This is a genomic window from Trujillonella humicola (assembly GCF_046233715.1).
Taxonomy (GTDB): Bacteria; Actinomycetota; Actinomycetes; order Mycobacteriales; family Geodermatophilaceae; genus Trujillonella; species Trujillonella humicola.
Genome location: NZ_JBJNRJ010000002.1, coordinates 121,690 through 146,494 on the forward strand (window position 1 = coordinate 121,690; position 24,805 = coordinate 146,494).

The window sequence follows — 24,805 nt, forward strand, 5'->3', positions numbered from 1 at the left end:
TGAGGGGTGGCCACTCCTGGCGCTGGTGAGCGCCGTCGGATGCCGGTGAGGTGGCTGGTATCGTCGTCGGCTGGTGCGCGGCCGCCGGCTGGTGCGCGCGTGCCGCGACGTCTCCCGTGTTCGGCGAGGCGATCCCACCAGCCACCCCGACGATCGACGGAGGACACGAGCGCCGTGCGCACGTACACCCCCAAGCCCGGCGAGATCGCCCGGACCTGGCACGTCATCGACGCCACCGACGTGGTGCTCGGTCGACTGGCCAGCCAGACGGCGATCCTGCTCCGCGGCAAGCACAAGCCCCAGTTCGCCCCGCACGTCGACGTCGGTGACTTCGTCGTCATCGTGAACGCCGGCAAGGTCGCCCTGACCGGCTCCAAGCGCGACGAGAAGATGGCCTACCGCCACTCCGGCTACCCGGGCGGCCTGAAGGCCATCCCGGTCGGCGACCAGCTGCGCACGCACCCCGACCGCGTCATCGAGCGCGCGGTCAAGGGCATGCTGCCGCACAACACGCTGGGTCGTCAGATGCTCAAGAAGCTGAAGGTGTACGCCGGGCCGGAGCACCCGCACGCCGCGCAGCAGCCCCAGACCTACGAGATCAAGCAGGTGGCCCAGTGACCAGCTCGCTGACCGTGACCGACGCCGAGGGGCGCCCGGTCCAGACCGTCGGCCGGCGCAAGGAGGCCGTGGTCCGCGTGCGGCTGCTGCCCGGCACCGGCCAGTTCAAGCTCAACGGCCGCACCCTCGAGGAGTACTTCCCGAACAAGGTGCACCAGCAGCTCATCCGTGAGCCGTTCGTGACGCTGGAGAAGGCCGAGCAGTACGACGTCGTGGGCCTGCTCAAGGGCGGCGGCGTCACCGGGCAGGCCGGCGCGCTGCGCCTGGCGATCGCCCGGGCGCTCATCCAGATCGAGGCCGAGGACCGCCCCGCGCTGAAGAAGGCCGGCTTCCTCACCCGTGACGCCCGGGTCAAGGAGCGCAAGAAGTACGGCCTCAAGAAGGCCCGCAAGGCGCCCCAGTACAGCAAGCGCTGACCCGCGCGGCGTCGATTCCCGTGGGGGGGAGACTCTTCGGGACCGACGGCGTCAGGGGTCGGGCCAACGACGACCTCACGCCGGAGCTGGCCCTGGCGGTGGCCCGCGCCGCCGCAGGTGTGCTCGCCGACCGCGACGGGACCTCGCGTCCCGTCGCGGTCGTCGGCCGCGACCCCCGCGCGAGCGGGGAGATGCTCGAGGCCGCGGTCGTGGCCGGCCTCTCGAGCGCGGGGGCCGAGGTGCTGCGCGTGGGCGTGCTGCCCACCCCGGCCGTCGCCTTCCTCACCGCGGACACCGGCGCCGACCTCGGCGTGATGATCTCCGCGAGCCACAACCCGATGCCCGACAACGGCATCAAGCTGTTCAGCCGCGGCGGGCACAAGCTGCCGGACGCGGTCGAGGCGGCCATCGAGCACACCGTGACCACCCAGCGCCGCCGCACCGACGGCCACCGGCCCACCGGTGCCGGGATCGGCCGCGTCCGCGACCTCGGCGACGGCGGTACCCGCTACGCCGAGCACCTGCTGGGCACGGTCGACGAGCCGCTGGCCGGGCTCACGCTCGTCGTCGACTGCGCGCACGGGGCCGCGGCCGGCGTGGGTCCGGAGGTCTACCGGCGCGCCGGTGCCACGGTCCACGTGATCGGCGGCGAGCCCGACGGCTGGAACATCAACGACGGCATCGGCTCGACCCACCTCGGCCCGCTCACCGAGGCGGTGCGGGCCCACGGGGCGGACCTCGGGATCGCCCACGACGGGGACGCCGACCGCTGCCTGGCCGTCTCGGCCGGGGGCGACCCGGTCGACGGCGACGCGATCCTCGCGGTCTGCGCGCTCGGCCTCAAGGAACGCGGCACGCTGCGCGAGGACACCGTCGTCGCGACCGTGATGAGCAACCTCGGCTTCCACCACACGATGCGGCGCGCCGGGATCGCCGTGCAGACCACCGCCGTGGGCGACCGGTACGTGCTCGAGGCGCTGCGCCGCGGTCGCCTGAGCCTCGGCGGGGAGCAGAGCGGTCACCTGGTGTTCCTCGACCACGCCACCACCGGCGACGGCGTCCTCACCGGCCTGTCGCTGCTGGGCCGGATGCGGGCGACCGGGGGGTCGCTGGCCGAGCTGGCCTCCGTGGTCGAGCGCCTGCCGCAGGTGCTGGTCAACGTGCCGGTGCGCGACCGCATCGCCGTCGTGGAGAGCGAGGCCGTGGCCGACGCGGTGAACGCCGTCGAGGCCGAGCTGGGCGACGAGGGCCGCGTGCTGCTGCGGCCCTCGGGCACCGAGCAGCTCGTGCGGGTCATGGTCGAGGCGCCCACCCAGCAGCAGGCCGACGACGTCGCGCACCGGCTCGCGGAGGTCGTGGCCGCCGTCGGCTAGGAGCTGACCCCTCCGGGCGAGGGTCACTCCCGCGGTCCCCGGTGTCGCCGCCGCGCGCCGGTACCCTCGGTCGAATGTGCGGCATCGTGGGTTACGTCGGCCCGAAGGACGCCCTCGACGTCGTCCTCGAGGGTCTGCGGCGGCTGGAGTACCGGGGCTACGACTCCGCCGGTGTGGCGGTCCGGGTCGGGGAGGGCGGGGCCGGTGCGGGCGCCGGTGAGCTGGCCACGGCGCGCAAGGCCGGCAAGCTCGCCAACCTGGAGAAGGTCCTCGCCGACGCGCCGCTGCCGGCGTCCACCATCGGCATCGGGCACACCCGCTGGGCCACCCACGGCGGCCCGACCGACCGCAACGCGCACCCGCACGTGTCCGCCGACGGCCGGGTGGCGGTCATCCACAACGGCATCATCGAGAACTTCGCCGCCCTGCGGACCGAGCTCGAGCAGCGCGGCGTCGAGTTCGGCTCCGACACCGACACCGAGGTGGCCGCGCACCTGCTGGCCGACGCCTACGCCGAGCTGCCGGCGGGCCCCGACCGCCTCGCCGAGGCGATGCGGGCGGTGTGCCGCCGGCTCGAGGGCGCGTTCACCCTCGTGGCCACGCACGCCGACGAGCCCGACACCCTGGTGGCGGCCCGGCGCAACAGCCCGCTCGTCGTCGGCATCGGGGAGGCGACCGGACCGGACGGGACGAGCACGGCGGAGTACTTCCTCGGCTCCGACGTCGCCGCCTTCATCGCGCACACCCGCGAGGCCCGCGAGCTCGGCCAGGACCAGGTCGTCGAGATCGACCGCACCCGCGGGCTGACCGTCACCGACTTCTCCGGCGCGCCGGCCGAGCCCACGGCCTACACCGTCGACTGGGACGCCGCGGCCGCCGAGAAGGGCGGCTACGACTGGTTCATGCTCAAGGAGATCGCCGAGCAGCCCCGGGCGGTCGCCGACACCCTGCTCGGCCGCCTGGGCGAGAGCGGCCGGCTCGTGCTGGACGAGGTCCGCCTCTCCGACCAGGACCTGCGCGACATCGACAAGGTCTTCGTGGTCGCCTGCGGCACGGCCTACCACGCCGGCCTCATCGCCAAGTACGCGATCGAGCACTGGACCCGCATCCCCGTCGAGGTCGAGGTGGCCAGCGAGTTCCGCTACCGGGACCCCGTGCTCGACCGGTCCACGCTCGTCGTCGTCATCAGCCAGTCCGGCGAGACGATGGACACCCTCATGGCCCTGCGGCACGCCAAGGACCAGAAGGCGCGCGTCCTGGCCATCTGCAACGCCAACGGCTCGACGATCCCGCGGGAGTCCGACGCCGTCCTCTACACCCACGCCGGCCCGGAGGTCGCCGTCGCCTCGACCAAGGGCTTCACCACCCAGGTGGTCGCCTGCTACCTGGTCGGGCTCTTCCTCGCCCAGGTCCGCGGCCTGAAGTACGAGGACGAGGTCGCCGCCATCGTCGAGGACCTGCGCGCGCTGCCGGACAAGGTCGCCGAGGTGCTCGAGCAGATGGAGCCGGTCCGGGCGCTCGGCCGCTCGCTGGCCGACGCGAACACGATCCTGTTCCTCGGCCGGCACGTGGCCTTCCCGGTCGCCCTGGAGGGCGCGCTCAAGCTCAAGGAGCTCGCCTACATCCACGCCGAGGGGTTCGCCGCCGGTGAGCTCAAGCACGGACCGATCGCGCTGATCGACGAGGGGACGCCGGTCGTGGTCGTCGTCCCGTCCCCGCGCAGCCGCGAGTCGGTGCACGGCAAGGTCGTGTCCAACATCCAGGAGGTGCGGGCCCGCGGGGCGCGCACCATCGTCATCGCCGAGGAGGGCGACGAGGACGTCGTCCCCTATGCCGACCACGTGATCCGCGTGCCGCGCACCCCCACCCTGCTGGCGCCGGTCGTCACCACGGTGCCGCTGCAGGTGCTGGCCTGCGAGATCGCCGACACCCGCGGCTACGACGTGGACCAGCCGCGCAACCTGGCCAAGTCCGTCACGGTGGAATAGGCCACCCGAGCGTCGGCTCGGAGGTTGCCCGTGGCAACCTCCGACGGGTGACGACGAGCGAGGCGCCGGAGCAGGTCTCCTACGACTGCGGGGACGTCGTCCTGCGCGGGGACCGCCGGTCCGGTGGCGACCGCGGCGAGGTGCTGTTCCTGCACGGCGGTGGGCAGACCCGGCACTCCTGGGGCGGCGCCGCCCGCGAGCTCGCCGCACGGGGCTGGACCACCACGACGCTGGACCTGCGCGGGCACGGCGACAGCGGCTGGTCGCCGGACGGCACGTACGGCATGGACCGCTACGCCGGTGACATCGCGCAGGTGGTCGAGCGGCTCGGCCGCGGCGTGGTCCTGGTGGGGGCCAGCCTCGGCGGCCTCACGTCGCTGACCGTCGCCGGTCGGGACCCCGACGCCGCACGGGCGCTGGTCCTGGTCGACATCGTGCCGCGCACGGCGCCGGAGGGAGTGCGGCGGATCGGCGCGTTCATGCGCGCCCACCTCGACGGCTTCGACGACCTCGACCAGGTCGCCGACGCGGTCGCGGCCTACACGCAGCGCCCGCGGCGGAAGAACCCGGACGGGCTGAGGAAGAACGTCCGGCAGCGCGATGACGGTCGCTGGTACTGGCACTGGGACCCGGCGATGATGTCGATCGTCCCGGACGACGAGCCGCGCCCCGGGGTCCAGCCGGAGCCGCTGATGGACCTGGCCCGCACCGTGACGCTGCCGGTGCTGGTCGTCCGCGGTGGCCGCTCGGACGTCGTCGACGACCAGGGGATCGACGAGTTCCTGGCGGCGGTCCCGACCGCCCGCGTGGTGGACGTCGCCGAGGCCGGGCACATGGTGGCCGGTGACGACAACGACGACTTCACCAGCGCGGTCGACGCCTTCCTCGAGGAGCTCGACCGGTCCTGAGCCGGTCTCGGCGCGAGGAGCACGACAGCGCGCGGGAGTCCCCCGGGGCAGACTGGCCGGCGTGATCATCGGGATCGGTATCGACGTCGTGCCCGTCGACCGCTTCGCCGCCTCGCTCGAGCGCACGCCCGGCCTGCGGGACCGGCTGTTCACCGCCGGGGAGCAGCTCACGCCGTCGGGCCGGCCGCGCACCGGCGAGTCGCTGGCGGCGCGGTTCGCGGCGAAGGAGGCGCTGGCCAAGGCCCTGGGCGCGCCGGGGAACCTCCACTGGCACGACGCCGAGGTGACGGTGGGCGACGCCGGCCGGCCGCACCTGGTGGTGCAGGGCACGGTCGCGCGGCGGGCGCACCAGCTCGGCGTCACCACCTGGCACCTCTCGCTGAGCCACGACGGCGGCATCGCCTCGGCGTTCGTGCTCGCCGAGGGCATCCCGCGGGTGGAGGACGCCCCGTGATCGGGCTGTACACCGCCGAGGAGGTGCGCGCCGCGGAGGCGCCGCTGCTCGCCGCGGCGCCCGAGGGCGCGCTGATGCAGCGGGCCGCGACCGGGCTGGCCACCGTCTGCCTGCGGCTGCTCGGCCGCGCGCACGGCACCCGGGTCACCGCGCTGGTCGGCGCCGGCGACAACGGTGGCGACGCGCTGTTCGCCGGCGCGCACCTCGCCGGCCGCGGGGTCCGGGTGACCGCGGTGCTCCTCGATCCCGGCCGCGCGCACGCGGCCGGGCTCGCCGCGCTGCGCCGCGCCGGCGGGCGGGTCGCCGGAGCGGGGGGAGCCACCGGCCTGGACCGTGCCGACCTCGTGCTCGACGGCATCGTGGGCATCGGCGGCCGGGGTGGCCTGCGCCCCGCCGCGGCCCGGCTGGCGGCCCAGGCCGCGGCCGGGCCGGGCCTGGTGGTCGCCGTCGACCTGCCCAGCGGGGTGGACCCGGACACCGGCGCCGTGGAGGGCGAGGCGTTCACCGCCCAGCACACGGTGACCTTCGGCGCGGTCAAGGCCGGCCTGGTCGTGGGGGAGGGCCGCCGGCACGCCGGGCAGGTGCACCTGGTCGACATCGGGCTGGCCGGCACGCTGCCGCGGCCGCGCACCGTCCGGCTGACCGACGCCGACGTCGCGGCGCGGCTCGACCCGCCCACCGACGACGACGACAAGTACTCCCGCGGCGTGGTCGGCGTCGTGGCCGGCTCCTCGACCTACCCCGGCGCCGCGGTGCTGTGCACCGGCGCCGCCCTGCGCACCCGGCCGGGCCTGGTGCGCTACGCCGGGACCGCGGCCGCCGGGGTGCGGGCCGCCTGGCCGGAGGCGATCGTCACCGAGGGCCGCCCGGCCGACGCCGGCCGGGTGCAGGCGTGGGTCGTCGGCCCGGGGCTGGGCACGGACGACGACGCCGCGGACGTCGTCGCCGAGGTGCTGGCCACCGACCTGCCGGTGCTGCTCGACGCCGACGCGCTCACCATGGCCGCCCGCCGTCCCGACCTGGTCCGCGACCGGGACGCCCCGACGGTCCTGACCCCGCACGACCGCGAGTACGGGCGGCTGGGCGGCGAGGTCGGCGCCGACCGGATCGGCGCGGCCCGCCGGCTCGCGGCCGACCTCGGCGCGGTGGTGCTGCTCAAGGGCGCGGCCACGGTCGTGGCCGCGCCCGGCGGGCAGGCCTACGTCAACGGCACCGGCAGCCCGTGGCTGGCCACCGCGGGCACCGGCGACGTCCTCTCCGGGATCGCCGGCGCGCTGCTCGCCACCGGCCTGCCGCCGGCCGAGGCGGCGGCCGTCGCCGCGCACGTGCACGGCCGCGCGGGGCAGCTGGCCGCCGCGGACGGGCCGCTGGTCGCCGGGGACCTGGTGCGCCGGCTGCCCGGGACACTCGCGCTGCTGCACCGGGACGGGTCCGGCGACCTGGGAGACTGGAACGTGTGAGTGCCCTCCCCACCCGTGCCGAGGTGGTCGTCGACCTCGACACCATCGCCGCCAACACCGCGGCCCTGCGCGAGCGCGTCGGCCGCCCCCTCATGGCGGTGGTCAAGGCCGACGGCTACGGCCACGGGCTGGTCCCCTCCGCCCGCGCCGCCCTGGCCGGCGGGGCCGACGCGCTGGGCGTGGCGGTGGTCGAGGAGGCGCTGGCGCTGCGCGCCGCGGGGGTGACCGCGCCGCTGCTGGCCTGGCTCAACGCCCCCGGGGAGGACTTCGCGGCCGCGCTGGCCGCCGACGTCGAGGTGTCGGTCAACGCCACCTGGGGCGTCGAGGAGGTCGTCGCGGCCGCCCGCGCCACCGGCCGCACCGCCCGCCTGCACCTCAAGGTCGACACGGGCCTGTCCCGGGGCGGGGCGACGCCCGACGAGTGGCCGGCGGTGGTCGCCGCCGCGGCACGGGCCCAGGCGGGCGGCGAGGTCGAGGTCGTCGGCCTGTGGAGCCACCTGGCCTACGCCGACGCCCCCACCCACCCCACCATCGGGCTGCAGAAGGCGGTGTTCGAGGAGGCCGTGACCGTGGCCCGGGACGCCGGCCTGCGCGACGCCCGGCGGCACCTGGCCAACTCCGCGGCCACGGTGGCCCTGCCCGAGACCTGGTACGACCTCGTCCGCCCGGGCATCGCCGTCTACGGGCTGGACCCGCTCGGCGGCGACCCGGCCGCCCACGGGCTGCGCCCCGCGATGACCGTGCAGGCGCAGGTGCTGCTCACCAAGCGGGTCCGCGCCGGCACCGGTGTCTCCTACGGCCACACGTACGCGACCGCCGCCGACACGACGCTGGCGGTGGTCCCCGCGGGCTACGCCGACGGGATCCCGCGCGCGGCCGGCAACCGTGCCCCGGTGCTCGCGGCCGGCGCGCAGCGCACGATCGCCGGCCGGGTCTGCATGGACCAGTTCGTCCTCGACGTCGGGGACGACCCGGTCCGCGCCGGCGACCGGGTGGTGCTGTGGGGACCGGGCGCCGACGGGGAACCCACCGCGCAGCAGTGGGCCGACGCCGTCGACACCATCCACTACGAGCTGGTCGCGCGGATCGGCGGCCGGTTCGCCCGGCGCTACGTCGGCACCGCCGGGGCGGCGCGGTGACGCCGCGGAAGCGCCCGCACGGCGCCTCCCACACCGCGGGCGTCGTCGCCGGGGTGGCCGGCCTGGCCGCCGCCGGGACCGCGGTCGGCGTCGCCGTCCACCGGCACGCCGCCCGCCGGGTCGACGCGGAGCGGGTCGGCTCCGCGGCCGGGCTCCCCGCCGGTGCGACCGACGCCGAGCTGCGCGAGGAGGACCCGCTCGGCCCCGCGTCCCGGCACGCCGACCGCAGCGCCCTGGTCCAGGCCGACGACGGCGTGCTGCTCGCGGTGGAGGAGGTCGGACCGCTGGACGCGCCGCTCACCGTCGTCTTCGTGCACGGCTACACGCTGTCCATGCACTCCTGGACCTTCCAGCGCCGCTCGCTGGGCGCGGAGCTGGCGACGGCCAACGGCTCCCGGCCCAAGGCCCGGCTGGTCTTCTACGACCAGCGCGGGCACGGGGCCTCCGGTCGCGGGCCGGCGGAGAACTCGACGATGGCGCAGCTCGGGCGCGACCTCGCCGCGGTGCTGCGGGCGCGCGCCCCCCGCGGCCCGGTGGTCCTGGCCGGGCACTCGATGGGCGGCATGACCGTCATGGCGCTGGCCGAGGTGCACCCGGAGCTGTTCGGCGACCGGGTCGTGGCGGCCGCGCTGCTGTCGACCTCCAGCGGCAACCTCGCCGAGCTGTCGTTCGGCCTGCCGGAGTTCGTCACCCGCATCCGCGCGTCGATCATCCCGCTCGCGGCGTGGACGATGCGGCGCCGTCCCGGTCTCGCCGAGCGCACCCGGCGGCTGGCCGCGTCGGTCGTGTCGGCGGCGACCTGGTCGCTGTCGTTCGCGTCGCGGGACGTCGACCCCGCGCTGGGCCGCTACGTCGACGCGATGATCGCCGGCACGCCGGTCGACGTGATCGCGGAGTTCTACCCGGCGCTGGCCGGCCTGGACGAGACCGGTGCGCTGGGGCCGCTGACCGCCGTCCCGACCCTCGTGCTGACCGGCGACAGCGACACCCTCATCCCACCGGAGCACAGCGCGACGCTGGTCGAGCTGCTCGGCGGGGACGACGCCGAGCTCGTGGAACACGTCGTGGTCCCCGACGCCGGGCACATGGTGCCGCTGGAGAAGCCGGCCGAGGTCACCGCGGCGCTGTCGGCGCTGGTCCGCCGGGTGAGCGCGGGACGGACCGTCGCCACCGCATAGTGTCGTGGCGTGGCAGCTCCGCGTCCGCCCCGGCCCGACGCCGCGGCCGAGGAGGTCGCGCGCACCGCGGCCGCCGCGGCCGACTGGACCGCGCTGGCCGCGGCGGCCCGACCCTGCGTGGCCTGTCCCGAGCTCGCCGCCGCCCGGCAGCACGTCGTCGTCGGTGACGTCCCGCCGTCGGGTCGGCCGCGGTTCGTGCTCGTCGGCGAGGCGCCCGGCGCGAACGAGGACCGGACGGGCCGGCCGTTCGTCGGGAGGAGCGGCGAACTGCTGGACCAGCTGCTCATCGAGGCCGGCCTGGACCGCGGTCAGGCGGCGGTGCTCAACATCGTGAAGTGCCGGCCGCCGGGCAACCGCACGCCGAGGGCTCCCGAGGTCGCGCGGTGCAGCGGCTGGCTGCGCCGGCAGCTCGAGCTGCTCGACCCGCCGGTGGTCGTGGCGCTCGGGCTGTCCAGCGCGAAGTGGTTCCTCGGGCCGCGCACGGTGCTCGCGCAGGTGCGTGGCCGGCCGCACGAGGTCGACGGCCGCGCGGTCTGGGCGACCTACCACCCCTCGGCCGCGATCCGCTTCGGCCCGGGCGGGGCGCCGCGGGCCGGGCTGCTCGCCGACCTGACCGCCGTCGCGGAGGAGCTGGCGTGAGGCGCGAGCACGTGCTGCCCACCGCGGAGGACACGCGGGCCCTGGGCGCTGCGCTGGCCGAGGTGGTCGGACCGGGCGACCTCGTGGTCCTGGTCGGCCCGCTGGGGGCCGGCAAGACCGCCCTCACCCAGGGGCTCGGGGCCGCGCTCGGGGTGCGCGAGCCGGTCACCTCGCCCACCTTCGTGATCGCCCGCGTGCACCGCGGCGGGCGGCTGCCGCTGGTGCACGTGGACGCCTACCGGCTGGGCGGGGTCGCCGACGTGGACGACCTCGACCTCGATGCCTCCACGGCCGACTCGGTGACGGTGGTCGAGTGGGGGCAGGGGCTGGTCGAGCAGCTCGCCGACGAGCACCTGGAGGTGCGGCTGGAGCGGCACGAGGACGACGACGTGCGCACCGCCGTCCTCGTCCCGCACGGCCCCGGCTGGGAGCGGCGGCTGGGCGACTAGCCTGGTCGCTCGTGCTGGTTCTGGCCCTGGACACCGCGACGCCGACCCTGCTGGCCGGCCTCGCCCGCCGGTCGCCCGACGGCGGGGTCGAGGTGCTCGCCGAGCGCGCCGTCCCCTCCGGCACCAGGCACGCCGAGCTGCTGACCCCGGCGGTCCGGGGCGTGCTCGCCGACGCCGGGCTCGGGCTCGCCGACGTCCGGGCGGTCGTCACCGGCCTCGGCCCCGGCCCCTTCACCGGGCTGCGGGTCGGCGTGGTCACCGCCGCAGCCCTGGCCGACGCCCGCGGCCTGCCGGTGGTCGGCGTCTGCTCGCTGGACGCGATCGGCTCCGGCGCCCGCACCGTCGTCACCGACGCCCGGCGCAAGGAGGTCTACTGGGCCGGCTACGACGCCTCCGGCGCGCGGATCGCAGGCCCGGGCGTCGTCCGCCCCGAGGCCGCGCAGCTGACCGGGCCGCTCGTCGGTGACCCGGCGTTCGCCGACCGGCTCGGCGCGCCGGTGACGCCCGCCCGGGTCACGACGGCGGGGTTGCTCCGCGCGGCCGGTGCCGGGCTCGACGACCCGTCGTCCGCCGGCCCGCTGGTGCCGCTGTACCTGCGCCGCCCGGACGCCACCCCGCCGACGTCGTTCAAGCCGGTGACCACCTCGTGACGGTGCGGCTGCGGCCGATGCGGCTGGCCGACCTGCCGGCGGTGATGCAGCTCGAGGAGGAGCTCTTCGCGCCCGACACCTGGACGGTGTCGATGTACCGCGACGAGCTGTCGCGCACCGACACGAGGCACTACCTGGTGGCCGTGGACGGGGACGAGGTCGCCGGCTACGCCGGGCTGATCGCCTACGACGACGAGGCGCACGTGGCGACCATCGGCGTCGCCGGGGCCCGGCAGGGCGAGGGGATCGGTGCGCTGCTGCTCGACGCGCTGCTCGCCGAGGCCGACCGGCGCAGCCCCGTGGTGCTGCTCGAGGTGCGGGCGGACAACGAGGTGGCGCAGGGCCTGTACCGCCGCCGCGGGTTCGCCGAGATGGGCCGGCGCCGCGGGTACTACCAGCCCAGCGGCACGGACGCCGTCGTGATGAAGCGGGAGCGGACAGGGGCGTGAGCATCGCAGCGAGGAACGAGCGAGGAGCGGAGCGCCCCGCGGGAGCGACCGGAGACAGGGAGAAGCTGTGACCTCGAGCGAGCCGCTGGTCCTGGGGTTCGAGACCTCGTGCGACGAGACCGGCGTGGGGCTGGTGCGCGGCCGCACCCTGCTGTCGGACGCTCTGGCGACCTCGATGGCGGAGCACGAGCGCTTCGGCGGCGTCGTCCCGGAGATCGCCTCCCGCGCGCACCTGGAGGCCATGGTGCCCACGGTGCACCGGGCGCTGGCCGAGGCCGGTGTGCGGGCCGCCGACGTCGACGCGGTCGCGGTGACCGCGGGCCCGGGGCTCACCGGGGCGCTGCTGGTCGGGCTGGCCGCGGCGAAGGCCTACGCGCTGGCGCTGGACGTCCCGCTGTACGGGGTCAACCACCTCGCCGCGCACGTCGCCGTCGACGAGCTGCAGCACGGCGAGCTGGCCGAGCCCTCGCTGGCGCTGCTCGTCTCCGGGGGGCACAGCTCTCTGCTGCTGGTGCCCGACCTCGCCCGGGAGGTCGTCCCTCTCGGCCGGACGGTCGACGACGCCGCGGGGGAGGCCTTCGACAAGGTGGCCCGCGTGCTCGGCATGCCCTTCCCCGGCGGGCCGCCGATCGACCGGGCCGCGCGCGAGGGCGACGGTGCGGCGATCGACTTCCCGCGCGGCCTGACCGGCCCCCGCGACGCGCCCTACGACTTCTCGTTCTCCGGGCTGAAGACCGCCGTCGCCCGCTGGGTGGAGGCCCGGCAGCGGGCCGGGGAGCCGGTGCCGGTCGCCGACGTCGCCGCCTCGTTCCAGGAGGCCGTCGCCGACGTGCTGACCGCCAAGGCGGTGCGGGCCTGCCGCGACCACGGCGTCGACCACCTGGTGCTCGGCGGGGGAGTGGCGGCCAACTCGCGGCTGCGCGCGCTGGCCGAGGAGCGCTGCGCGGCGGCCGGCATCGTGCTGCGGGTGCCCAGCCCGCGGCTGTGCACCGACAACGGGGCGATGGTGGCCGCCCTGGGGTCCCGGCTGGTCGCGGCCGGCGTCGCCCCGTCGTCCCCCGACCTGGGAGCCGACAGCTCGCTCCCCATCGAGGTCGTCGGAGTGTGAGAGCGCAGGTCTCCTGCGCTCTCACACTCCGCACACGAGTGCGGTGGGTCTCCCGGCGACGCGGGTGACGACGACGACGGCGGAGCCCTCGCCCGGTCCGCGCAGCTGCCGCGCCAGCTGCTCCGGCTCGATCGCCGACCCGCGCTTCTTCACCGTCACCCGGCCGACGCCGCGGGCCCGCAGCAGCGCCTTCAGCTTCCTGAGGTTGAACGGCAGCACCTCGTCGATGCGGTACGAGGTGACCCAGGGCGAGTCCGCCGCCGCGTCGGAGGTCAGGTAGGCGATCGTCGGGTCGACCAGCGTCGCCCCCAGGCCGGCGGCCGCGAGCGACACCAGCCCGGAGCGGATCACCGCCGGGTCCGGCTCGTGCAGCCAGCCGCGCACCGGGCCGGTCGGCGCCGGACCGGGGTCGGTGTCGGCGGTGAGCTCGTGCGCGACGCCGTCCCGGACGACGGTCGCCCGCCGCCGCACCTCGGACACGCCCCGGCCCCACAGCAGCGCCTCGACGATCGAGCCGCGCACCGAGACCCACTCGGTCTCCACGCCGGGGGGCACCCGGTCGTGGTCCAGCCCGGGCGCGACCTTGACCACGGTGACCGGGACCCGGTCGAGGAGCGAGACGACCGTCGTCCAGGGCGGCGACCAGCGGTCGGGGTCCAGCTGCCGGCGTCCACCCGCCCGGCGCGCGGGGTCGAGGACGGCCGCCGCGCAGTTGGCGACCTCACCGCCCCGGGCCGCCGCGACCAGTTCGACGGCATCGCCGGCGACCACCCACACCCGGTCGGCCAGGCCCAGGGCCTCGACGTTGGCGGCGGTGAGCTCGCGGGCGAGCGGGTCGACGTCGACCGCGAGCACGCTGGCGCCGGCGCGCGCGAGGGCGATCGTGTCGGTGCCGGCGGCGCAGCCCAGGTCGGCGACGGAGTCGACCTCCCCGGGGCCGGCCAGCAGCCGGGCCGCCCGCCGTGCGGCGAGCTCCGGCCGCCCCGCCTGCTCGAGGGTGTCGGCGGTCAGGAAGAGCCGGTCGGCGTCGGCACCGAACACCGGCCGGGCGCGGGCGCGCTGGCGGGCGAACCCCCAGGCCGGCCCGGCCAGCTCGGCGCCGACGGCGGCGCGCAACCGGTCCAGGGCGGGCAGGACGTCCATGCCGGCAGCGTGCAGCGAGGCCGCCAGTTCCAGGGCCGCGCTGCCCTCGGGGGTGCGGAGCAGCGCCAGTTGCTCGAGCATCCCCACCGGGTGGGTCCCGGACGCGTCGGCTGTCACGGCGACAGCGTGACGCACCGGTCCGGGACACCGCGGAGAGACCCTGTTGAGCGGCTGGCACTCTCGTGGGTAGAGTGCCAGCGACACGGCAGCCACCTGACCCCCGCGACGGCAGGTGCGCAGGTCCGTGCCACAGCATCAGCCACCCGACCGTCGATCCCGAAGGGGGCGTCACCGACGTGACGACCGCTACCAAGGTCAACATCAAGCCGCTGGAGGACCGCGTCGTGGTCCAGGCCAACGAGGCCGAGACCACCACCGCCTCCGGCCTGGTCATCCCGGACACCGCCAAGGAGAAGCCGCAGGAGGGCACGGTCATCGCCGTGGGCCCCGGTCGCGTCGACGACAACGGCAACCGCGTCCCGCTCGACGTCTCCGTCGGCGACGTGGTCATCTACTCGAAGTACGGCGGCACCGAGGTCCGGCACGGCGGCGAGGACTACCTCGTCCTGTCCGCGCGCGACCTGCTCGCCGTCGTGGAGAAGTGACCTCCTCTCTCCACCCGCGTCCCTGACGCACTGCACGAACCGACCGCCCCGGGCGACCCGAGACACCGGGTCCCTGGGGCGGTCGTCGTCCGCCACCGAGTTCCACTCCCGACGAGAGGTCCGGCCCCATGGCCAAGATCATCAAGTTCAACGAGGACGCCCGCCGCTCCCTCGAGCGCGGCGTCGACAAGCTCGCCGACGCGGTCAAGGTGACGCTGGGTCCGCGCGGGCGCAACGTCGTCCTGGACAAGAAGTTCGGCGCCCCGACCATCACCAACGACGGCGTCACGATCGCCCGCGAGGTCGAGCTCGAGGACCCGTACGAGAACCTCGGCGCCCAGCTGGCCAAGAACGTCGCCACCAAGACCAACGACGTCGCCGGTGACGGCACCACCACCGCGACCGTGCTGGCCCAGGCCCTGGTCCACGAGGGCATGCGCAACGTGGCCGCCGGCGCCAACCCGATGGGCCTGGGCCGCGGCATGCGCGCCGCCGTCGACGCCGTGCACGCGGCGCTGGACGAGGTCGCCATCCCGGTCGAGGAGCAGGACGCCATCGCCGGCGTCGCCACCGTCTCCGCCCAGGACGCCGAGGTCGGCACGCTGATCGGCGAGGCCATGCAGAAGGTCGGCAAGGACGGCGTCATCACCGTCGAGGAGAGCAACACCCTCTCCACCGAGCTCGACGTGACCGAGGGCGTGCAGTTCGACAAGGGCTACCTGTCGCCCTACTTCGTCACCGACACCGAGGCGATGGAGGCCGTCCTCGAGGACGCGCTGGTCCTCCTCGTGCAGGGCAAGGTCGGCGCGCTGGCCGACCTGCTGCCGCTGCTGGAGAAGGTGCTCTCCTCCGGTGGTCGCCCGCTGCTGATCGTCGCCGAGGACGTCGAGGGAGAGGCGCTGTCCACCCTGGTCGTCAACTCCATCCGCAAGACCATCAAGGTCGTCGCGGTGAAGTCGCCGTACTTCGGCGACCGGCGCAAGGCGTTCATGACCGACCTGGCGATCGTCACCGGCGGCCAGGTGGTCAGCGAGGACGTCGGGCTGAAGCTGGACTCGGTCGGCCCGGAGGTGCTGGGCACCGCCCGCCGCGTCGTCGTCACCAAGGACGACACGACCATCGTGGACGGCGGCGGCACCGGCGAGGCCATCGGCGAGCGCGTCGCGCAGATCCGCCGCGAGATCGAGGCCACCGACTCCGACTGGGACCGCGAGAAGCTGCAGGAGCGGCTCGCGAAGCTGGCCGGCGGCATCGGCGTCATCCGCGTCGGCGCGGCCACCGAGGTCGAGATGAAGGAGAAGAAGCACCGGATCGAGGACGCCATCGCCGCCACCCGCGCCGCGGTGGAGGAGGGCGTCGTCCCCGGTGGTGGCTCCGCGCTGGTGCACGCCGCCGCGGCGATCGACTCCCTCGACCTGTCCGGGGACGAGCTGACCGGTGCCCGCGCGGTGCGCAAGGCGCTGGACGCCCCGCTGGTCCGCATCGCCGAGAACGCCGGCTTCGAAGGCCGCGTCGTGGTGAGCAAGGTCCGCGAGGCCGGCGCCGGCACCGGCTTCAACGCCGCCACCGGCGAGTACGGCGACCTGGCCGCCCAGGGCGTCATCGACCCGGTCAAGGTCACCAAGGCGGCGCTCGGCAACGCCGCCTCGATCGCCGCGATGGTCCTCACCACCGACTCCGCGGTCGTCGAGGCGCCGCAGGAGGAGGAGGCCGGGGCCGGGCACCACACCCACGGCCACTCGCACGGCCACGGCCACGCGCACTGAATTCCGCCAGCCCCCTCCCGTGATCATCGGCGGGTGGCGCTCCCGACCGGCGTGTCGGGCAGCCACCTGCCGATGATCAGCGGGGGCCCCGCACAGACGAGAGGGCCGGTCCAGCGACTGCTGGACCGGCCCTCTCGGCGTCTGGACGGGGTGCTCAGACCCCTGCGGCGACGGTGGCGGGCTCCGCGGCGATCAGCCGGGCCCGCTCCTCCTCGCTCATGCCGCCCCACACCCCGTAGGGCTCGCGGACGGCGAGCGCGTGCTTGAGGCACGCGTCGATGACCGGGCACTTGGCGCACACCGCCTTGGCGGCGGTCTGCCGGCGGGCCCGCGCCGGGCCGCGCTCGCCGTCGGGGTGGAAGAACAGGGCGGTGCTCTCCCCACGGCAGGAACCGTGCAGCTGCCAGTCCCACACCTCGGCGACGGGGGTGGGGAGTCGGCGGATGTCAGCCATGTCGGTCCTCCTCGGCTCGGTGCGAGCCGGAGGGGGCGGTCCGGCTGCAAGGGGCCGGTGCCCGACGCCCACCCGGGTCAAACACCTCGGGTCGCGGCATTTTCCTGCCTGTGCTCTCACCCCGCTGGGTGAGGGCGTCTGTCCCCCGGTCCCCGTGCCGATCAAGGTGGATCCCGGTCGTGCCGACAGCGGCGGGGGAGCCCCGTCCGAGGTCGGCGGGGGAGTCGCCCGGCAGCCGGATCCGGCGGACCGGGAGAACGGAGTGTCAGGCGTGATCGACGACAGGATGCGTGGCCCCGGCCACGGCACGACGACGGTGTGGGTCTACGACGAGCGGCGGCGGGTGCGCGAGGACATCGCCTCCCGGCTGGTCGCGCTGCCCTTCGTCGGCCGGGTCGAGGCCGTCGGTGACGCCGCCGGGCTGATGTCCCGCCTGGCCACCCGGCAGCCCGACGTCCTGCTGATCGGCACCCAGCGCGCCACGGACTCGGGGCTGACCGTCGCCACCCAGGCGCTGCGGACGCACCCGCGGCTGCCGGTGCTGGTGCTCGGCGCCCCGGACGACGCGGAGACCGTCCGCGCCGCCGTCGCCGTCGGCGCCCGCGGGTACCTGCGCTGGGACGCCACCGCCCTGGAGATGGGCCTGGGCCTGTCCCGGGTCGGCCTGCGGGTCGACGGGCGGACGCCGCAGCCGGCCAACGGCCACCCCGTGCCGCTGGCCAGCGTCGGTGCGCACCCGGCGACCCCGGCCTGGACCGGCGCGACCCCGCTCGCCGGCAGCGCGCCGACCACGGTGCGCGCGGCCGTGGTCCGCGAGGCCGCACCGGTCAGCCTGTCCATGCGCGAGATGCAGGTGCTCACCGGCATGAGCCAGGGCAAGAGCAACGCGCAGATCGGCCGGGAGCTCTACCTGTCCGAGGACACCATCAAGACCCACGCCCGGCGGCTGTTCCGCAAGCTCGGCGCCAAGGACCGCGCCGAGGCCGTCGCCACCGGCTTCCGCCGGGGGATGATGCAGTGAGCCGAGAGCGGGTTCGGCGACCGTAGTCGAGCCCAGCCGGCTCTCGTCGCGTCGCTGGGGGCGCGGGGCACCCCGTGTGGTCCGCGCCCCGGCGTCGTGAGCGGGGCGACCGGGTTCGGCTGCGCCGTCCACACCCGCCTGCCCGGACGGGCGACCGGTCGACGCGTGCCGCGGGCCGTCGCCCTGGAGACGCCCGCCGAACGGGTCACCGCGGCCGGAGCGGCCCCCCACCGGGGCGGCCGATCCCGCCCGTGCCCCCTCCGATCCCGCCGCCCGCACTACCCGCATCGGTGCCGGGACGGCCCTCGACGATGATCTCGCCGTTCCGCTTCGTGACCTCGTAGCGGGCCTCGCCGCTGGAGGTGCTCCCGCCGATGATGTCGCTCACGGCGAAGAGGTGCGCCTCGCGGCCGCTCACGCTGGACGAGCTGCTCCGGCTGCGCCAGCTGCGCCAGCGCAGCCGCCAGCCGACGGTCACGCGTGCGTCACGGCCCTCGACGCGATAGGTGACCGACCCGGCGGCGCCCTCCGGGCGCCCGCGGCGGCGCGAGCCGTAGATGTCCACCGTCTTCGGTGGTATCCGCGAGCTCGGCAGTTCGCCGAACATGCCGCTGGTGTGCTCGTGGCCGGTCATGACCAGCTCGTCGTCGGTGTGGTTGTGCACCTCGACGACCACGCCTCGGGCGGGCATGTTGTCCCGCAGCTTCGTGGCCACCTTCGCGGCCGTCTCGGCGATCTCGGCAGCCGCGGCGATCGCGACGAGCTTGCCCATGACCTCCCCCTCTCGTCCGACGTGGCCGAGCCGCGTCCTCCGGCGCCCGACCGCACGGCCTCGCTGTCCACGGTGCGCCTCGTGGTCGCGCCGGCGCAGTGGTACGCGCACGTCGATACCGGGTGCGGTGCGCTCTACCGCCGGCCCTCGGCGCAGGCGGGACGCGACGGTGTGCGGATCGGCGAGGCCGGCGAGGACCGCCTGCCGGCGTCGGCCGGTGGGGCTCGGCCGCAGTCCCTGCTCCCCCCGGACCACCCGGCCGCCCGCGGAACGAGCCGCGGCCGCCGGGCGAGCACCGACCGATCGGGTCCTCGCCGGCCGCCCTGCGGGTGGGGTGCGGCGTATGGCGATCCGATGACGATCGGCCGCGGCGTGCTGGGGGGCGCGACCGGCCGGGTACCTGGAGGGCTCCGCTACACGAGGAGGTCACCCGTGCTCGGGTTCATCGCACTGCTGCTCGTCGTCTGGCTGGCGCTGAGCATCGTCGGCGCCGTGGTCGAGGGCCTGTTCTGGTTGCTGATCGTCGGCGTCATCCTGTTCGTCCTCACCGCCGCCGTCGGCTGGACCAGGCGCAGGACGGGCGTCTGAGGACGGCCGGGGCCCGTGGGGGCGCGGGCCCCCGCTCAGTCCTCGCGAGCGTGCCGGCCGGACCGGCCGTTGCCCGGCTCCTCGCGCTCGGCGACCGCGGCGACCCCGTCGGCGTAGCCGCTGGCGTAGTCCCAGCTCACGTAGTCGTCCGGATCGGGGTCGAAGGGCGGCTCGTGCCGGCCGGTCTGCCCCTCCTCCAGCAGCTGCCGCAGGTTCGCCTGCATGAGGGCCCAGTCGACGTGGTGCTCCTCGTCGCAGTCCGGGCAGTCCACGACGATGCCCTTGATGCCGCTGGGCTCCAGCAGCGTCCGGAACACCTCGAGCTCGGCGAGGTCGTCGAGGACTCCGGCCCGCTCCTCCATCGTCAGCGGCGGCGGACCCGACGGGTCGTACCGCCCGGCGTCGGAACCGGTGAAGTCGTCGGGGCTCACGGGTCCACGGTAGCCGCCCGGCAGCCGGCGGTCCTCCCCACGAGGGCCGCCGCCTACGATCGGGGACGGTTCCCCGCGCGCCCAGCAGGGTGCAGACCGATCCCGGAGGGGTGGCGGCTGGCATGCAGCCCGATGAGTTCGTACCCGAGCTGCCGGCGAAGTTCGCCCCGCTCGGCCTGACCTACGACGACGTCCTGCTCATCCCGGGCGCCTCGGACGTCGTCCCGGCGGAGGTCGACACCAGCAGCCGGCTCACCCGCGGCATCCGGCTGGCCGTCCCGCTGCTGTCCAGCGCGATGGACACCGTCACCGAGGCCCGGATGGCGATCGCCATGGCCCGCGTGGGCGGGGTCGGGGTGCTGCACCGCAACCTCGCCGCCGAGGAGCAGGCCGGCCAGGTCGACCTGGTCAAGCGCTCCGAGGCCGGCATGGTCACCAACCCGGTCACCGTCTCGCCGGACAACACCCTCGCCGAGGTCGACGCCCTCTCCGCCCGCTACCGGATCTCCGGCGCCCCGGTCGTCGACGCCGACGGCGTCCTGGTCGGCATCTGCACCAACCGCGACATGCGCTTCGAGACCGACCAGCACCGGCTCGTCCGCGACGTCATGACGCCGATGCCGCTGGTCACCGCCCCGGTCGGCGTGGACCCCGACACGGCGCTCGCGCTGCTGTCCAAGCACAAGATCGAGAAGCTGCCGATCGTCGACGAGGGCGGCCGGCTGCGCGGCCTCATCACCGTCAAGGACTTCGTCAAGCGCGACCAGTACCCGCTGTCCACCAAGGACGCCGACGGCCGGCTGGTCGTCGCCGCCGCCGTCGGCGTGGGCGAGGAGTCCTACAAGCGCGCGGGCCTGCTGGTGGACGCCGGTGTCGACGTGCTCGTCGTCGACACCGCGCACGGCCACCAGCGCGCCGTCCTCGACATGGTCGTCCGGGTGAAGGCCGACTTCGGCGTGCAGGTGGTCGGCGGGAACATCGCCACCCGCGCCGGTGCGCAGGCGCTGATCGACGCCGGCGTGGACGCCGTCAAGGTCGGCGTGGGCCCCGGCTCGATCTGCACCACCCGCGTGGTCGCCGGTGTCGGCGTCCCGCAGATCAGCGCCATCTACGAGGCCTCGCTCGCCGCGGGGCCGGCCGGGGTGCCGGTCATCGCCGACGGCGGGCTGCAGTACTCCGGCGACATCGCCAAGGCGCTGGTCGCCGGCGCCGACACCGTGATGATCGGCGGGCTGTTCGCCGGGGTCGAGGAGGCTCCCGGCGAGCTCGTCTTCATGAACGGCAAGCAGTTCAAGACCTACCGCGGCATGGGCTCGCTGGGCGCGATGCAGAAGCGCGGCACCCAGTCCTACAGCCGCGACCGGTACTTCGCCGACGACGTCCTCTCCGACGACAAGCTCGTGCCCGAGGGCATCGAGGGGCAGGTGCCCTACCGGGGCGCGCTGGCCACGGTCGCCCACCAGCTCGTCGGCGGGTTGCGCGCGTCGATGGGTTACGCGGGCGCGGCGACCATCGCCGACCTGCAGGAGCGCGGCCGGCTGACCCGCATCACGTCCGCGGGCCTGACCGAGAGCCACCCCCATGACATCCAGATGACGGTGGAAGCACCGAACTACCGGGCCCGGTGACCTGATGCCCGCACGCGACACCGTCGAGATCGGCCTCAACCGCTTCGCCCGCCGGGGGTACGACCTCGACGAGGTCTCGATCGTCCCCTCCCGCCGCACGCGGGACATGGACGACGTCTCCACCGCCTGGCAGATCGACGCCTTCCGCTTCGACATCCCCCTGGTCACCAGCCCGTCGGACGCCGTCGTCAGCCCGGCGACCGCGGTCGCCGTGGGCCGGGCCGGCGGGCTCGGCGTGCTCAACGCCGAGGGCCTGTGGACCCGCTACGAGGACCCGACGCCGGTCTACGCCCGCATCCGCGAGGCGGCCGGCGCCGGTGCGCCGCCGGTCTCGGTGCTGCAGGAGGTCTACGCCGCGCCGGTGCAGCCCGAGCTGATCACCGCCCGGATCAAGGAGATGGCCGCCGCCGGGGTGACGACCGCGGTCCGGGTCTCCCCGCAGCACACGCTGCAGCTGGCGCCGGCGGCCCTGGCGGCCGGCGTGGACCTGCTGGTCATCCAGGGCACGATCGTCTCCGCCGAGCACGTGACGACCTCCGGCGAGGCGCTCAACCTCAAGGACTTCATCGCGGACCTCGACGTCCCGGTGATCGCGGGCGGCGCGGCGAACTACCAGACCGCCCTGCACCTGATGCGCACCGGCGCGGCCGGCGTCATCGTCGGCGTCGGTGCCGACAGCTACTCCACCGGGGACGCCGTCATGGGCATCCGGGTGCCGCTGGCCAGCGCGATCGCCGACGCCGCGGCCGCCCGCCGCGACTACCTCGACGAGACCGGCGGCCGGTACGTGCACGTCATCGCCAACGGCCGGATCGAGACCAGCGGCGCCATCGCCCGGGCCCTGGCCTGCGGCGCCGACGCCGTCCAGCTCGGCGAGCCGCTGCGAGCGGGCGCCGAGGCGCCCGGCGGGGGCATCTGGTGGGACTCGGTGGCCGCGCACCCGCGGCTGCCCCGTGGTGGCACCTCGGCGCCCGTCGAGCCGGCCGGCTCGCTGGCCGACGTGCTGCTCGGCGAGGCGCACGCCGCGGACGGCCGCACCAACCTGTTCGGTGCGCTGCGGCGCACGATGGCCAAGACCGGCTACCGGGACCTCAAGGAGTTCCAGCGGGTCGAGCTGGTCGTGAGCGGCTGATGGACTTCCCCACCGTCCTGGTCGTCGACTTCGGGGCGCAGTACGCGCAGCTCATCGCCCGGCGGGTCCGCGAGGCCGGCGTGTACTCCGAGATCGTCCCGTCGTCGACGCCGGCCGAGGAGATCGTGGCGCGCAAGCCCGCGGCGATCGTGCTCTCCGGCGGCCCGTCCAGCGTGTACGCCGAGGGCGCGCCGCAGGTCGACCCGGTGCTGTTCGAGTCCGGGGTGCCGGCGTTCGGCATCTGCTACGGCTTCCAGGCGATGGCGGCCTCCCTGGGCGGCACCGTGGCCCGCACCGGCGACCGCGAGTACGGCGGCACCCCGCTGACGGTCACGACCGGCGGCCGGCTGTTCGGCGACCTGCCCGTGGTCCAGCCGGTGTGGATGAGCCACGGGGACGCCGTCAGCGAGGCCCCGCCCGGGTTCACCGTGACCGCCACCTCCACCGGTGCGCCGGTCGCCGCCTTCGAGGACGTCGACCGCCGGCTGGCCGGTGTGCAGTTCCACCCCGAGGTCCGGCACACCGCGCACGGGCAGACGGTGCTCGAGCACTTCCTCTTCGACATCGCCGGGCTGGAGCCCAGCTGGACGATGGCCAACGTCGTGGAGGAGCAGGTCGCCGCGATCCGCGACCGGATCGGCGACCGGCGGGCGATCTGCGGGCTGTCGGGCGGCGTCGACTCCGCGGTCGCCGCCGCGCTGGTGCAGCGGGCCATCGGAGAGCGGCTGACCTGCGTCTACGTCGACCACGGGCTCATGCGCGAGGGCGAGACCGAGCAGATCGAGCGGGACTTCGTCGCCGTGACCGGCGCCGACCTGCGGGTGGTCGACGCCGCCGACCGGTTCCTCTCCGCGCTGGCCGGCGTCAGCGACCCCGAGGAGAAGCGGAAGGTCATCGGCCGCGAGTTCATCCGGGTGTTCGAGCAGGCCGCCACCGACGTCGTCGCCGACGCGCAGGCGCACGGCGAGACGGTCGACTTCCTCGTGCAGGGGACCCTGTACCCCGACGTCGTGGAGTCCGGTGGCGGCACGGGGACGGCGAACATCAAGAGCCACCACAACGTCGGCGGTCTCCCCGACGACCTGACCTTCACCCTCGTCGAGCCGCTGCGCACGCTGTTCAAGGACGAGGTGCGCGAGGTCGGCCGGCAGCTCGGCCTGCCCGACACCCTCGTGCAGCGGCAGCCGTTCCCCGGACCGGGCCTGGGCATCCGCATCGTCGGTGAGGTCACCCGCGACCGGCTCGACGTGCTGCGCCGGGCCGACGCGATCGTCCGCGCGGAGCTGTCCGCGGCGCACCTGGACACCGAGATCTGGCAGTGCCCGGTGGTGCTGCTGGCCGACGTCCGCTCGGTCGGCGTCCAGGGCGACGGGCGCACCTACGGGCACCCGGTGGTGCTGCGCCCGGTGTCCAGCGAGGACGCGATGACCGCGGACTGGACCCGGCTGCCCTACGACCTGCTGGCGCGGATCTCCACCCGGATCACCAACGAGGTGGCCGAGGTGAACCGCGTCGTCCTCGACGTGACGAGCAAGCCCCCGGGCACCATCGAGTGGGAGTGAACGAACTGGCTGGAGCGCGGGGCCGGCGCGACTCGGCTCAGCCGGCGCGGTAGGCCAGGCCGCGGCCGTCGGGTGCGGTGAGGGTGAGCCGGTCGCCGTCGACGGCCAGGGTGGCCCCGGCGGTGAGGACGGCGATCACCTGCTCGTCCTGCCCGGCCAGCTCCGGCGGGCAGGCCACGTCCTCGACGGCCAGGTCCTCGACGGCCGGCGGGCCGAGGGTCAGCACGTCCCCGTCCCGCCGCCACGGACCGCTCCAGCCGCGGCAGCCGGTGGACCCGCTCGCCGTCCCGTCGGCCGCGAGCTCCAGCCGCGGCTCGCCCTGCACCGACGAGGCGAGCTCGCCGACCACGAGGGTGTCGAGCACCCAGCGCGTGCCCACCGGGTCGCGGTCGGGGACCGGGACCTCGCGGGTGAAGTGCAGGGTGGCGCCCTCCCCGGTGAGCACGAGGGCCTCGCCGTCGCGGGCGGCGCGGTCGACGGCGGCCAGCGCGGACAGGAAGGCCGACTCGGCGGCCATGACCGGCGGGTCGCACGCCATCTCCGTCTGCCCGATCGGGTCGAGGACCAGCGCGTCCCCGTCGAGCCGGTAGCCGGCGAAGTAGTGGTTGCAGAACGCCGTGCCGCTGAGCCGGCCGGGCTCGGCCACGAGGGTGGCGGCCGAGCCCCGCGGCAGCGGCAGGGCGGCGCCGGCGACGTCCCCGGACACCAGCCGCCAGCTGCCGAGGACGTCGGGGCGCCGGGGTTGCTCCGCCGGGTCCGCGCACGCGGGCGCGGTCAGCAGGACGGCGCCCAGCGCGGCGAGCAGCAGCAGCCGGGGCACGGCGCCAGCCTGGCCGCACGGCCCGGCCGGGTGCAAGCGGCACTGCCGGGTGCA

At 75.4% G+C, this 24,805-nt stretch carries 26 protein-coding genes; 21 read left to right on the forward strand and 5 right to left on the reverse strand.

Annotated features, from left to right (window positions below; all coding sequences use genetic code 11):
• The first annotated feature begins 174 nt into the window (after positions 1–174).
• From rplM to tsaD, 14 genes are all read left to right on the forward strand, one after another.
• Entirely contained in the window at positions 175–618 is a 444-nt protein-coding gene (gene rplM / locus ACK586_RS01970; protein ID WP_409328762.1) for a 50S ribosomal protein L13, read from the forward strand.
• The gene (gene rpsI / locus ACK586_RS01975) at positions 615–1,034 is read left to right on the forward strand and encodes a 30S ribosomal protein S9 (protein WP_409328763.1); all 420 of its coding nucleotides are present in this window, start codon (positions 615–617) and stop codon (positions 1,032–1,034) included. Before rplM ends, rpsI begins: the two co-directional genes overlap by 4 nt.
• Before the next feature lie 20 nt (positions 1,035–1,054).
• Entirely contained in the window at positions 1,055–2,407 is a 1,353-nt protein-coding gene (gene glmM / locus ACK586_RS01980) for a phosphoglucosamine mutase (RefSeq protein ID WP_409328764.1), read from the forward strand.
• A gap of 74 nt (positions 2,408–2,481) precedes the next feature.
• Positions 2,482–4,395: a glutamine--fructose-6-phosphate transaminase (isomerizing) gene (gene glmS / locus ACK586_RS01985; protein WP_409328765.1), complete on the forward strand. Its 1,914-nt coding sequence runs from the start codon at positions 2,482–2,484 to the stop codon at positions 4,393–4,395.
• 47 nt (positions 4,396–4,442) lie between these two features.
• Positions 4,443–5,303 (forward strand): alpha/beta fold hydrolase, encoded by an 861-nt coding sequence (locus ACK586_RS01990; protein WP_409328766.1) that lies wholly within the window; start codon positions 4,443–4,445, stop codon positions 5,301–5,303.
• Positions 5,304–5,364: 61 nt separating this feature from the next.
• A complete protein-coding gene (locus ACK586_RS01995; RefSeq protein WP_409328767.1) occupies positions 5,365–5,757 on the forward strand; it encodes a holo-ACP synthase in 393 nt (130 codons plus the stop codon).
• Positions 5,754–7,217 (forward strand): NAD(P)H-hydrate dehydratase, encoded by a 1,464-nt coding sequence (locus tag ACK586_RS02000; protein WP_409328768.1) that lies wholly within the window; start codon positions 5,754–5,756, stop codon positions 7,215–7,217. The genes ACK586_RS01995 and ACK586_RS02000 overlap by 4 nt, the downstream gene beginning before the upstream one ends.
• On the forward strand, positions 7,214–8,356 hold the full coding sequence (gene alr / locus ACK586_RS02005; protein ID WP_409328769.1) for an alanine racemase: 1,143 nt from the start codon (positions 7,214–7,216) through the stop codon (positions 8,354–8,356). The genes ACK586_RS02000 and alr overlap by 4 nt, the downstream gene beginning before the upstream one ends.
• Positions 8,353–9,534 carry an alpha/beta fold hydrolase gene (locus ACK586_RS02010; protein WP_409328770.1) on the forward strand — a complete coding sequence of 394 codons (1,182 nt, stop codon included), beginning with the start codon at positions 8,353–8,355 and terminating at the stop codon, positions 9,532–9,534. Before alr ends, ACK586_RS02010 begins: the two co-directional genes overlap by 4 nt.
• Before the next feature lie 9 nt (positions 9,535–9,543).
• Positions 9,544–10,173, forward strand: a complete 630-nt coding sequence (locus ACK586_RS02015; RefSeq protein WP_409328771.1) for a uracil-DNA glycosylase — start codon at positions 9,544–9,546, stop codon at positions 10,171–10,173.
• Positions 10,170–10,622: a tRNA (adenosine(37)-N6)-threonylcarbamoyltransferase complex ATPase subunit type 1 TsaE gene (gene tsaE, locus ACK586_RS02020; protein ID WP_409328772.1), complete on the forward strand. Its 453-nt coding sequence runs from the start codon at positions 10,170–10,172 to the stop codon at positions 10,620–10,622. The genes ACK586_RS02015 and tsaE overlap by 4 nt, the downstream gene beginning before the upstream one ends.
• An 11-nt stretch (positions 10,623–10,633) precedes the next feature.
• Positions 10,634–11,272 carry a tRNA (adenosine(37)-N6)-threonylcarbamoyltransferase complex dimerization subunit type 1 TsaB gene (tsaB, locus tag ACK586_RS02025; protein ID WP_409328773.1) on the forward strand — a complete coding sequence of 213 codons (639 nt, stop codon included), beginning with the start codon at positions 10,634–10,636 and terminating at the stop codon, positions 11,270–11,272.
• The gene (gene rimI / locus ACK586_RS02030; protein WP_409328774.1) at positions 11,269–11,721 is read left to right on the forward strand and encodes a ribosomal protein S18-alanine N-acetyltransferase; all 453 of its coding nucleotides are present in this window, start codon (positions 11,269–11,271) and stop codon (positions 11,719–11,721) included. The genes tsaB and rimI overlap by 4 nt, the downstream gene beginning before the upstream one ends.
• Before the next feature lie 67 nt (positions 11,722–11,788).
• Positions 11,789–12,829 (forward strand): tRNA (adenosine(37)-N6)-threonylcarbamoyltransferase complex transferase subunit TsaD, encoded by a 1,041-nt coding sequence (gene tsaD / locus ACK586_RS02035; protein WP_409328775.1) that lies wholly within the window; start codon positions 11,789–11,791, stop codon positions 12,827–12,829.
• Positions 12,830–12,850: 21 nt separating this feature from the next.
• Here the strand turns inward: tsaD and ACK586_RS02040 are convergent, their stop codons facing one another.
• Positions 12,851–14,089, reverse strand: a complete 1,239-nt coding sequence (locus tag ACK586_RS02040) for a THUMP-like domain-containing protein (protein ID WP_409328776.1) — start codon at positions 14,087–14,089, stop codon at positions 12,851–12,853.
• 179 nt (positions 14,090–14,268) lie between these two features.
• Between ACK586_RS02040 and groES the strand changes: the two genes are divergently transcribed.
• Positions 14,269–14,577: a co-chaperone GroES gene (gene groES, locus ACK586_RS02045; protein ID WP_409328777.1), complete on the forward strand. Its 309-nt coding sequence runs from the start codon at positions 14,269–14,271 to the stop codon at positions 14,575–14,577.
• A 128-nt stretch (positions 14,578–14,705) separates the two neighbouring features.
• Positions 14,706–16,343, forward strand: coding sequence for a chaperonin GroEL (gene groL, locus ACK586_RS02050; protein WP_409328778.1), 1,638 nt, complete (start codon positions 14,706–14,708; stop codon positions 16,341–16,343).
• A gap of 154 nt (positions 16,344–16,497) precedes the next feature.
• Here the strand turns inward: groL and ACK586_RS02055 are convergent, their stop codons facing one another.
• The gene (locus ACK586_RS02055; RefSeq protein WP_409328779.1) at positions 16,498–16,797 is read right to left on the reverse strand and encodes a WhiB family transcriptional regulator; all 300 of its coding nucleotides are present in this window, start codon (positions 16,795–16,797) and stop codon (positions 16,498–16,500) included.
• A 271-nt stretch (positions 16,798–17,068) separates the two neighbouring features.
• On the opposite strand from ACK586_RS02055, the gene ACK586_RS02060 reads away from it, so the two are divergent.
• The gene (locus ACK586_RS02060; RefSeq protein WP_425330359.1) at positions 17,069–17,818 is read left to right on the forward strand and encodes a LuxR C-terminal-related transcriptional regulator; all 750 of its coding nucleotides are present in this window, start codon (positions 17,069–17,071) and stop codon (positions 17,816–17,818) included.
• Positions 17,819–18,023: 205 nt separating this feature from the next.
• Here ACK586_RS02060 and ACK586_RS02065 read toward each other — a convergent pair whose 3' ends face one another.
• A complete protein-coding gene (locus tag ACK586_RS02065) occupies positions 18,024–18,590 on the reverse strand; it encodes a hypothetical protein (RefSeq protein ID WP_409328780.1) in 567 nt (188 codons plus the stop codon).
• 354 nt (positions 18,591–18,944) lie between these two features.
• Here ACK586_RS02065 and ACK586_RS02070 point away from each other — a divergent pair, with 354 nt between their 5' ends.
• Positions 18,945–19,178 carry a hypothetical protein gene (locus ACK586_RS02070; protein ID WP_409328781.1) on the forward strand — a complete coding sequence of 78 codons (234 nt, stop codon included), beginning with the start codon at positions 18,945–18,947 and terminating at the stop codon, positions 19,176–19,178.
• A 35-nt stretch (positions 19,179–19,213) separates the two neighbouring features.
• Here the strand turns inward: ACK586_RS02070 and ACK586_RS02075 are convergent, their stop codons facing one another.
• Positions 19,214–19,609 (reverse strand): DUF5319 family protein, encoded by a 396-nt coding sequence (locus tag ACK586_RS02075; RefSeq protein WP_409328782.1) that lies wholly within the window; start codon positions 19,607–19,609, stop codon positions 19,214–19,216.
• Positions 19,610–19,731: 122 nt separating this feature from the next.
• On the opposite strand from ACK586_RS02075, the gene guaB reads away from it, so the two are divergent.
• The 3 genes from guaB to guaA are packed head-to-tail and all read left to right on the forward strand — an operon-like array spanning position 19,732 to position 23,931.
• Positions 19,732–21,237: an IMP dehydrogenase gene (guaB, locus tag ACK586_RS02080; RefSeq protein ID WP_409328783.1), complete on the forward strand. Its 1,506-nt coding sequence runs from the start codon at positions 19,732–19,734 to the stop codon at positions 21,235–21,237.
• A 4-nt stretch (positions 21,238–21,241) separates the two neighbouring features.
• On the forward strand, positions 21,242–22,369 hold the full coding sequence (locus tag ACK586_RS02085; protein ID WP_409328784.1) for a GuaB3 family IMP dehydrogenase-related protein: 1,128 nt from the start codon (positions 21,242–21,244) through the stop codon (positions 22,367–22,369).
• Entirely contained in the window at positions 22,369–23,931 is a 1,563-nt protein-coding gene (guaA, locus tag ACK586_RS02090; protein WP_409328785.1) for a glutamine-hydrolyzing GMP synthase, read from the forward strand. Before ACK586_RS02085 ends, guaA begins: the two co-directional genes overlap by 1 nt.
• Before the next feature lie 37 nt (positions 23,932–23,968).
• Here guaA and ACK586_RS02095 read toward each other — a convergent pair whose 3' ends face one another.
• Positions 23,969–24,751 carry an META domain-containing protein gene (locus ACK586_RS02095; protein WP_409328786.1) on the reverse strand — a complete coding sequence of 261 codons (783 nt, stop codon included), beginning with the start codon at positions 24,749–24,751 and terminating at the stop codon, positions 23,969–23,971.
• Between the last annotated feature and the right edge of the window lie 54 nt (positions 24,752–24,805).

Bases quoted from the DNA above. Each gene is read 5' to 3' on its own strand.
- ACK586_RS02055 (WP_409328779.1), bottom strand. From the start codon at position 16,797: ATGGCTGACATCCGCCGACTCCCCACCCCCGTCGCCGAGGTGTGGGAC.
- groL (WP_409328778.1), top strand. From the start codon at position 14,706: ATGGCCAAGATCATCAAGTTCAACGAGGACGCCCGCCGCTCCCTCGAG.
- glmS (WP_409328765.1), top strand. From the start codon at position 2,482: ATGTGCGGCATCGTGGGTTACGTCGGCCCGAAGGACGCCCTCGACGTC.
- guaA (WP_409328785.1), top strand. From the start codon at position 22,369: ATGGACTTCCCCACCGTCCTGGTCGTCGACTTCGGGGCGCAGTACGCG.
- ACK586_RS02070 (WP_409328781.1), top strand. From the start codon at position 18,945: ATGACGATCGGCCGCGGCGTGCTGGGGGGCGCGACCGGCCGGGTACCT.
- guaB (WP_409328783.1), top strand. From the start codon at position 19,732: ATGCAGCCCGATGAGTTCGTACCCGAGCTGCCGGCGAAGTTCGCCCCG.
- ACK586_RS02065 (WP_409328780.1), bottom strand. From the start codon at position 18,590: ATGGGCAAGCTCGTCGCGATCGCCGCGGCTGCCGAGATCGCCGAGACG.
- ACK586_RS02085 (WP_409328784.1), top strand. From the start codon at position 21,242: ATGCCCGCACGCGACACCGTCGAGATCGGCCTCAACCGCTTCGCCCGC.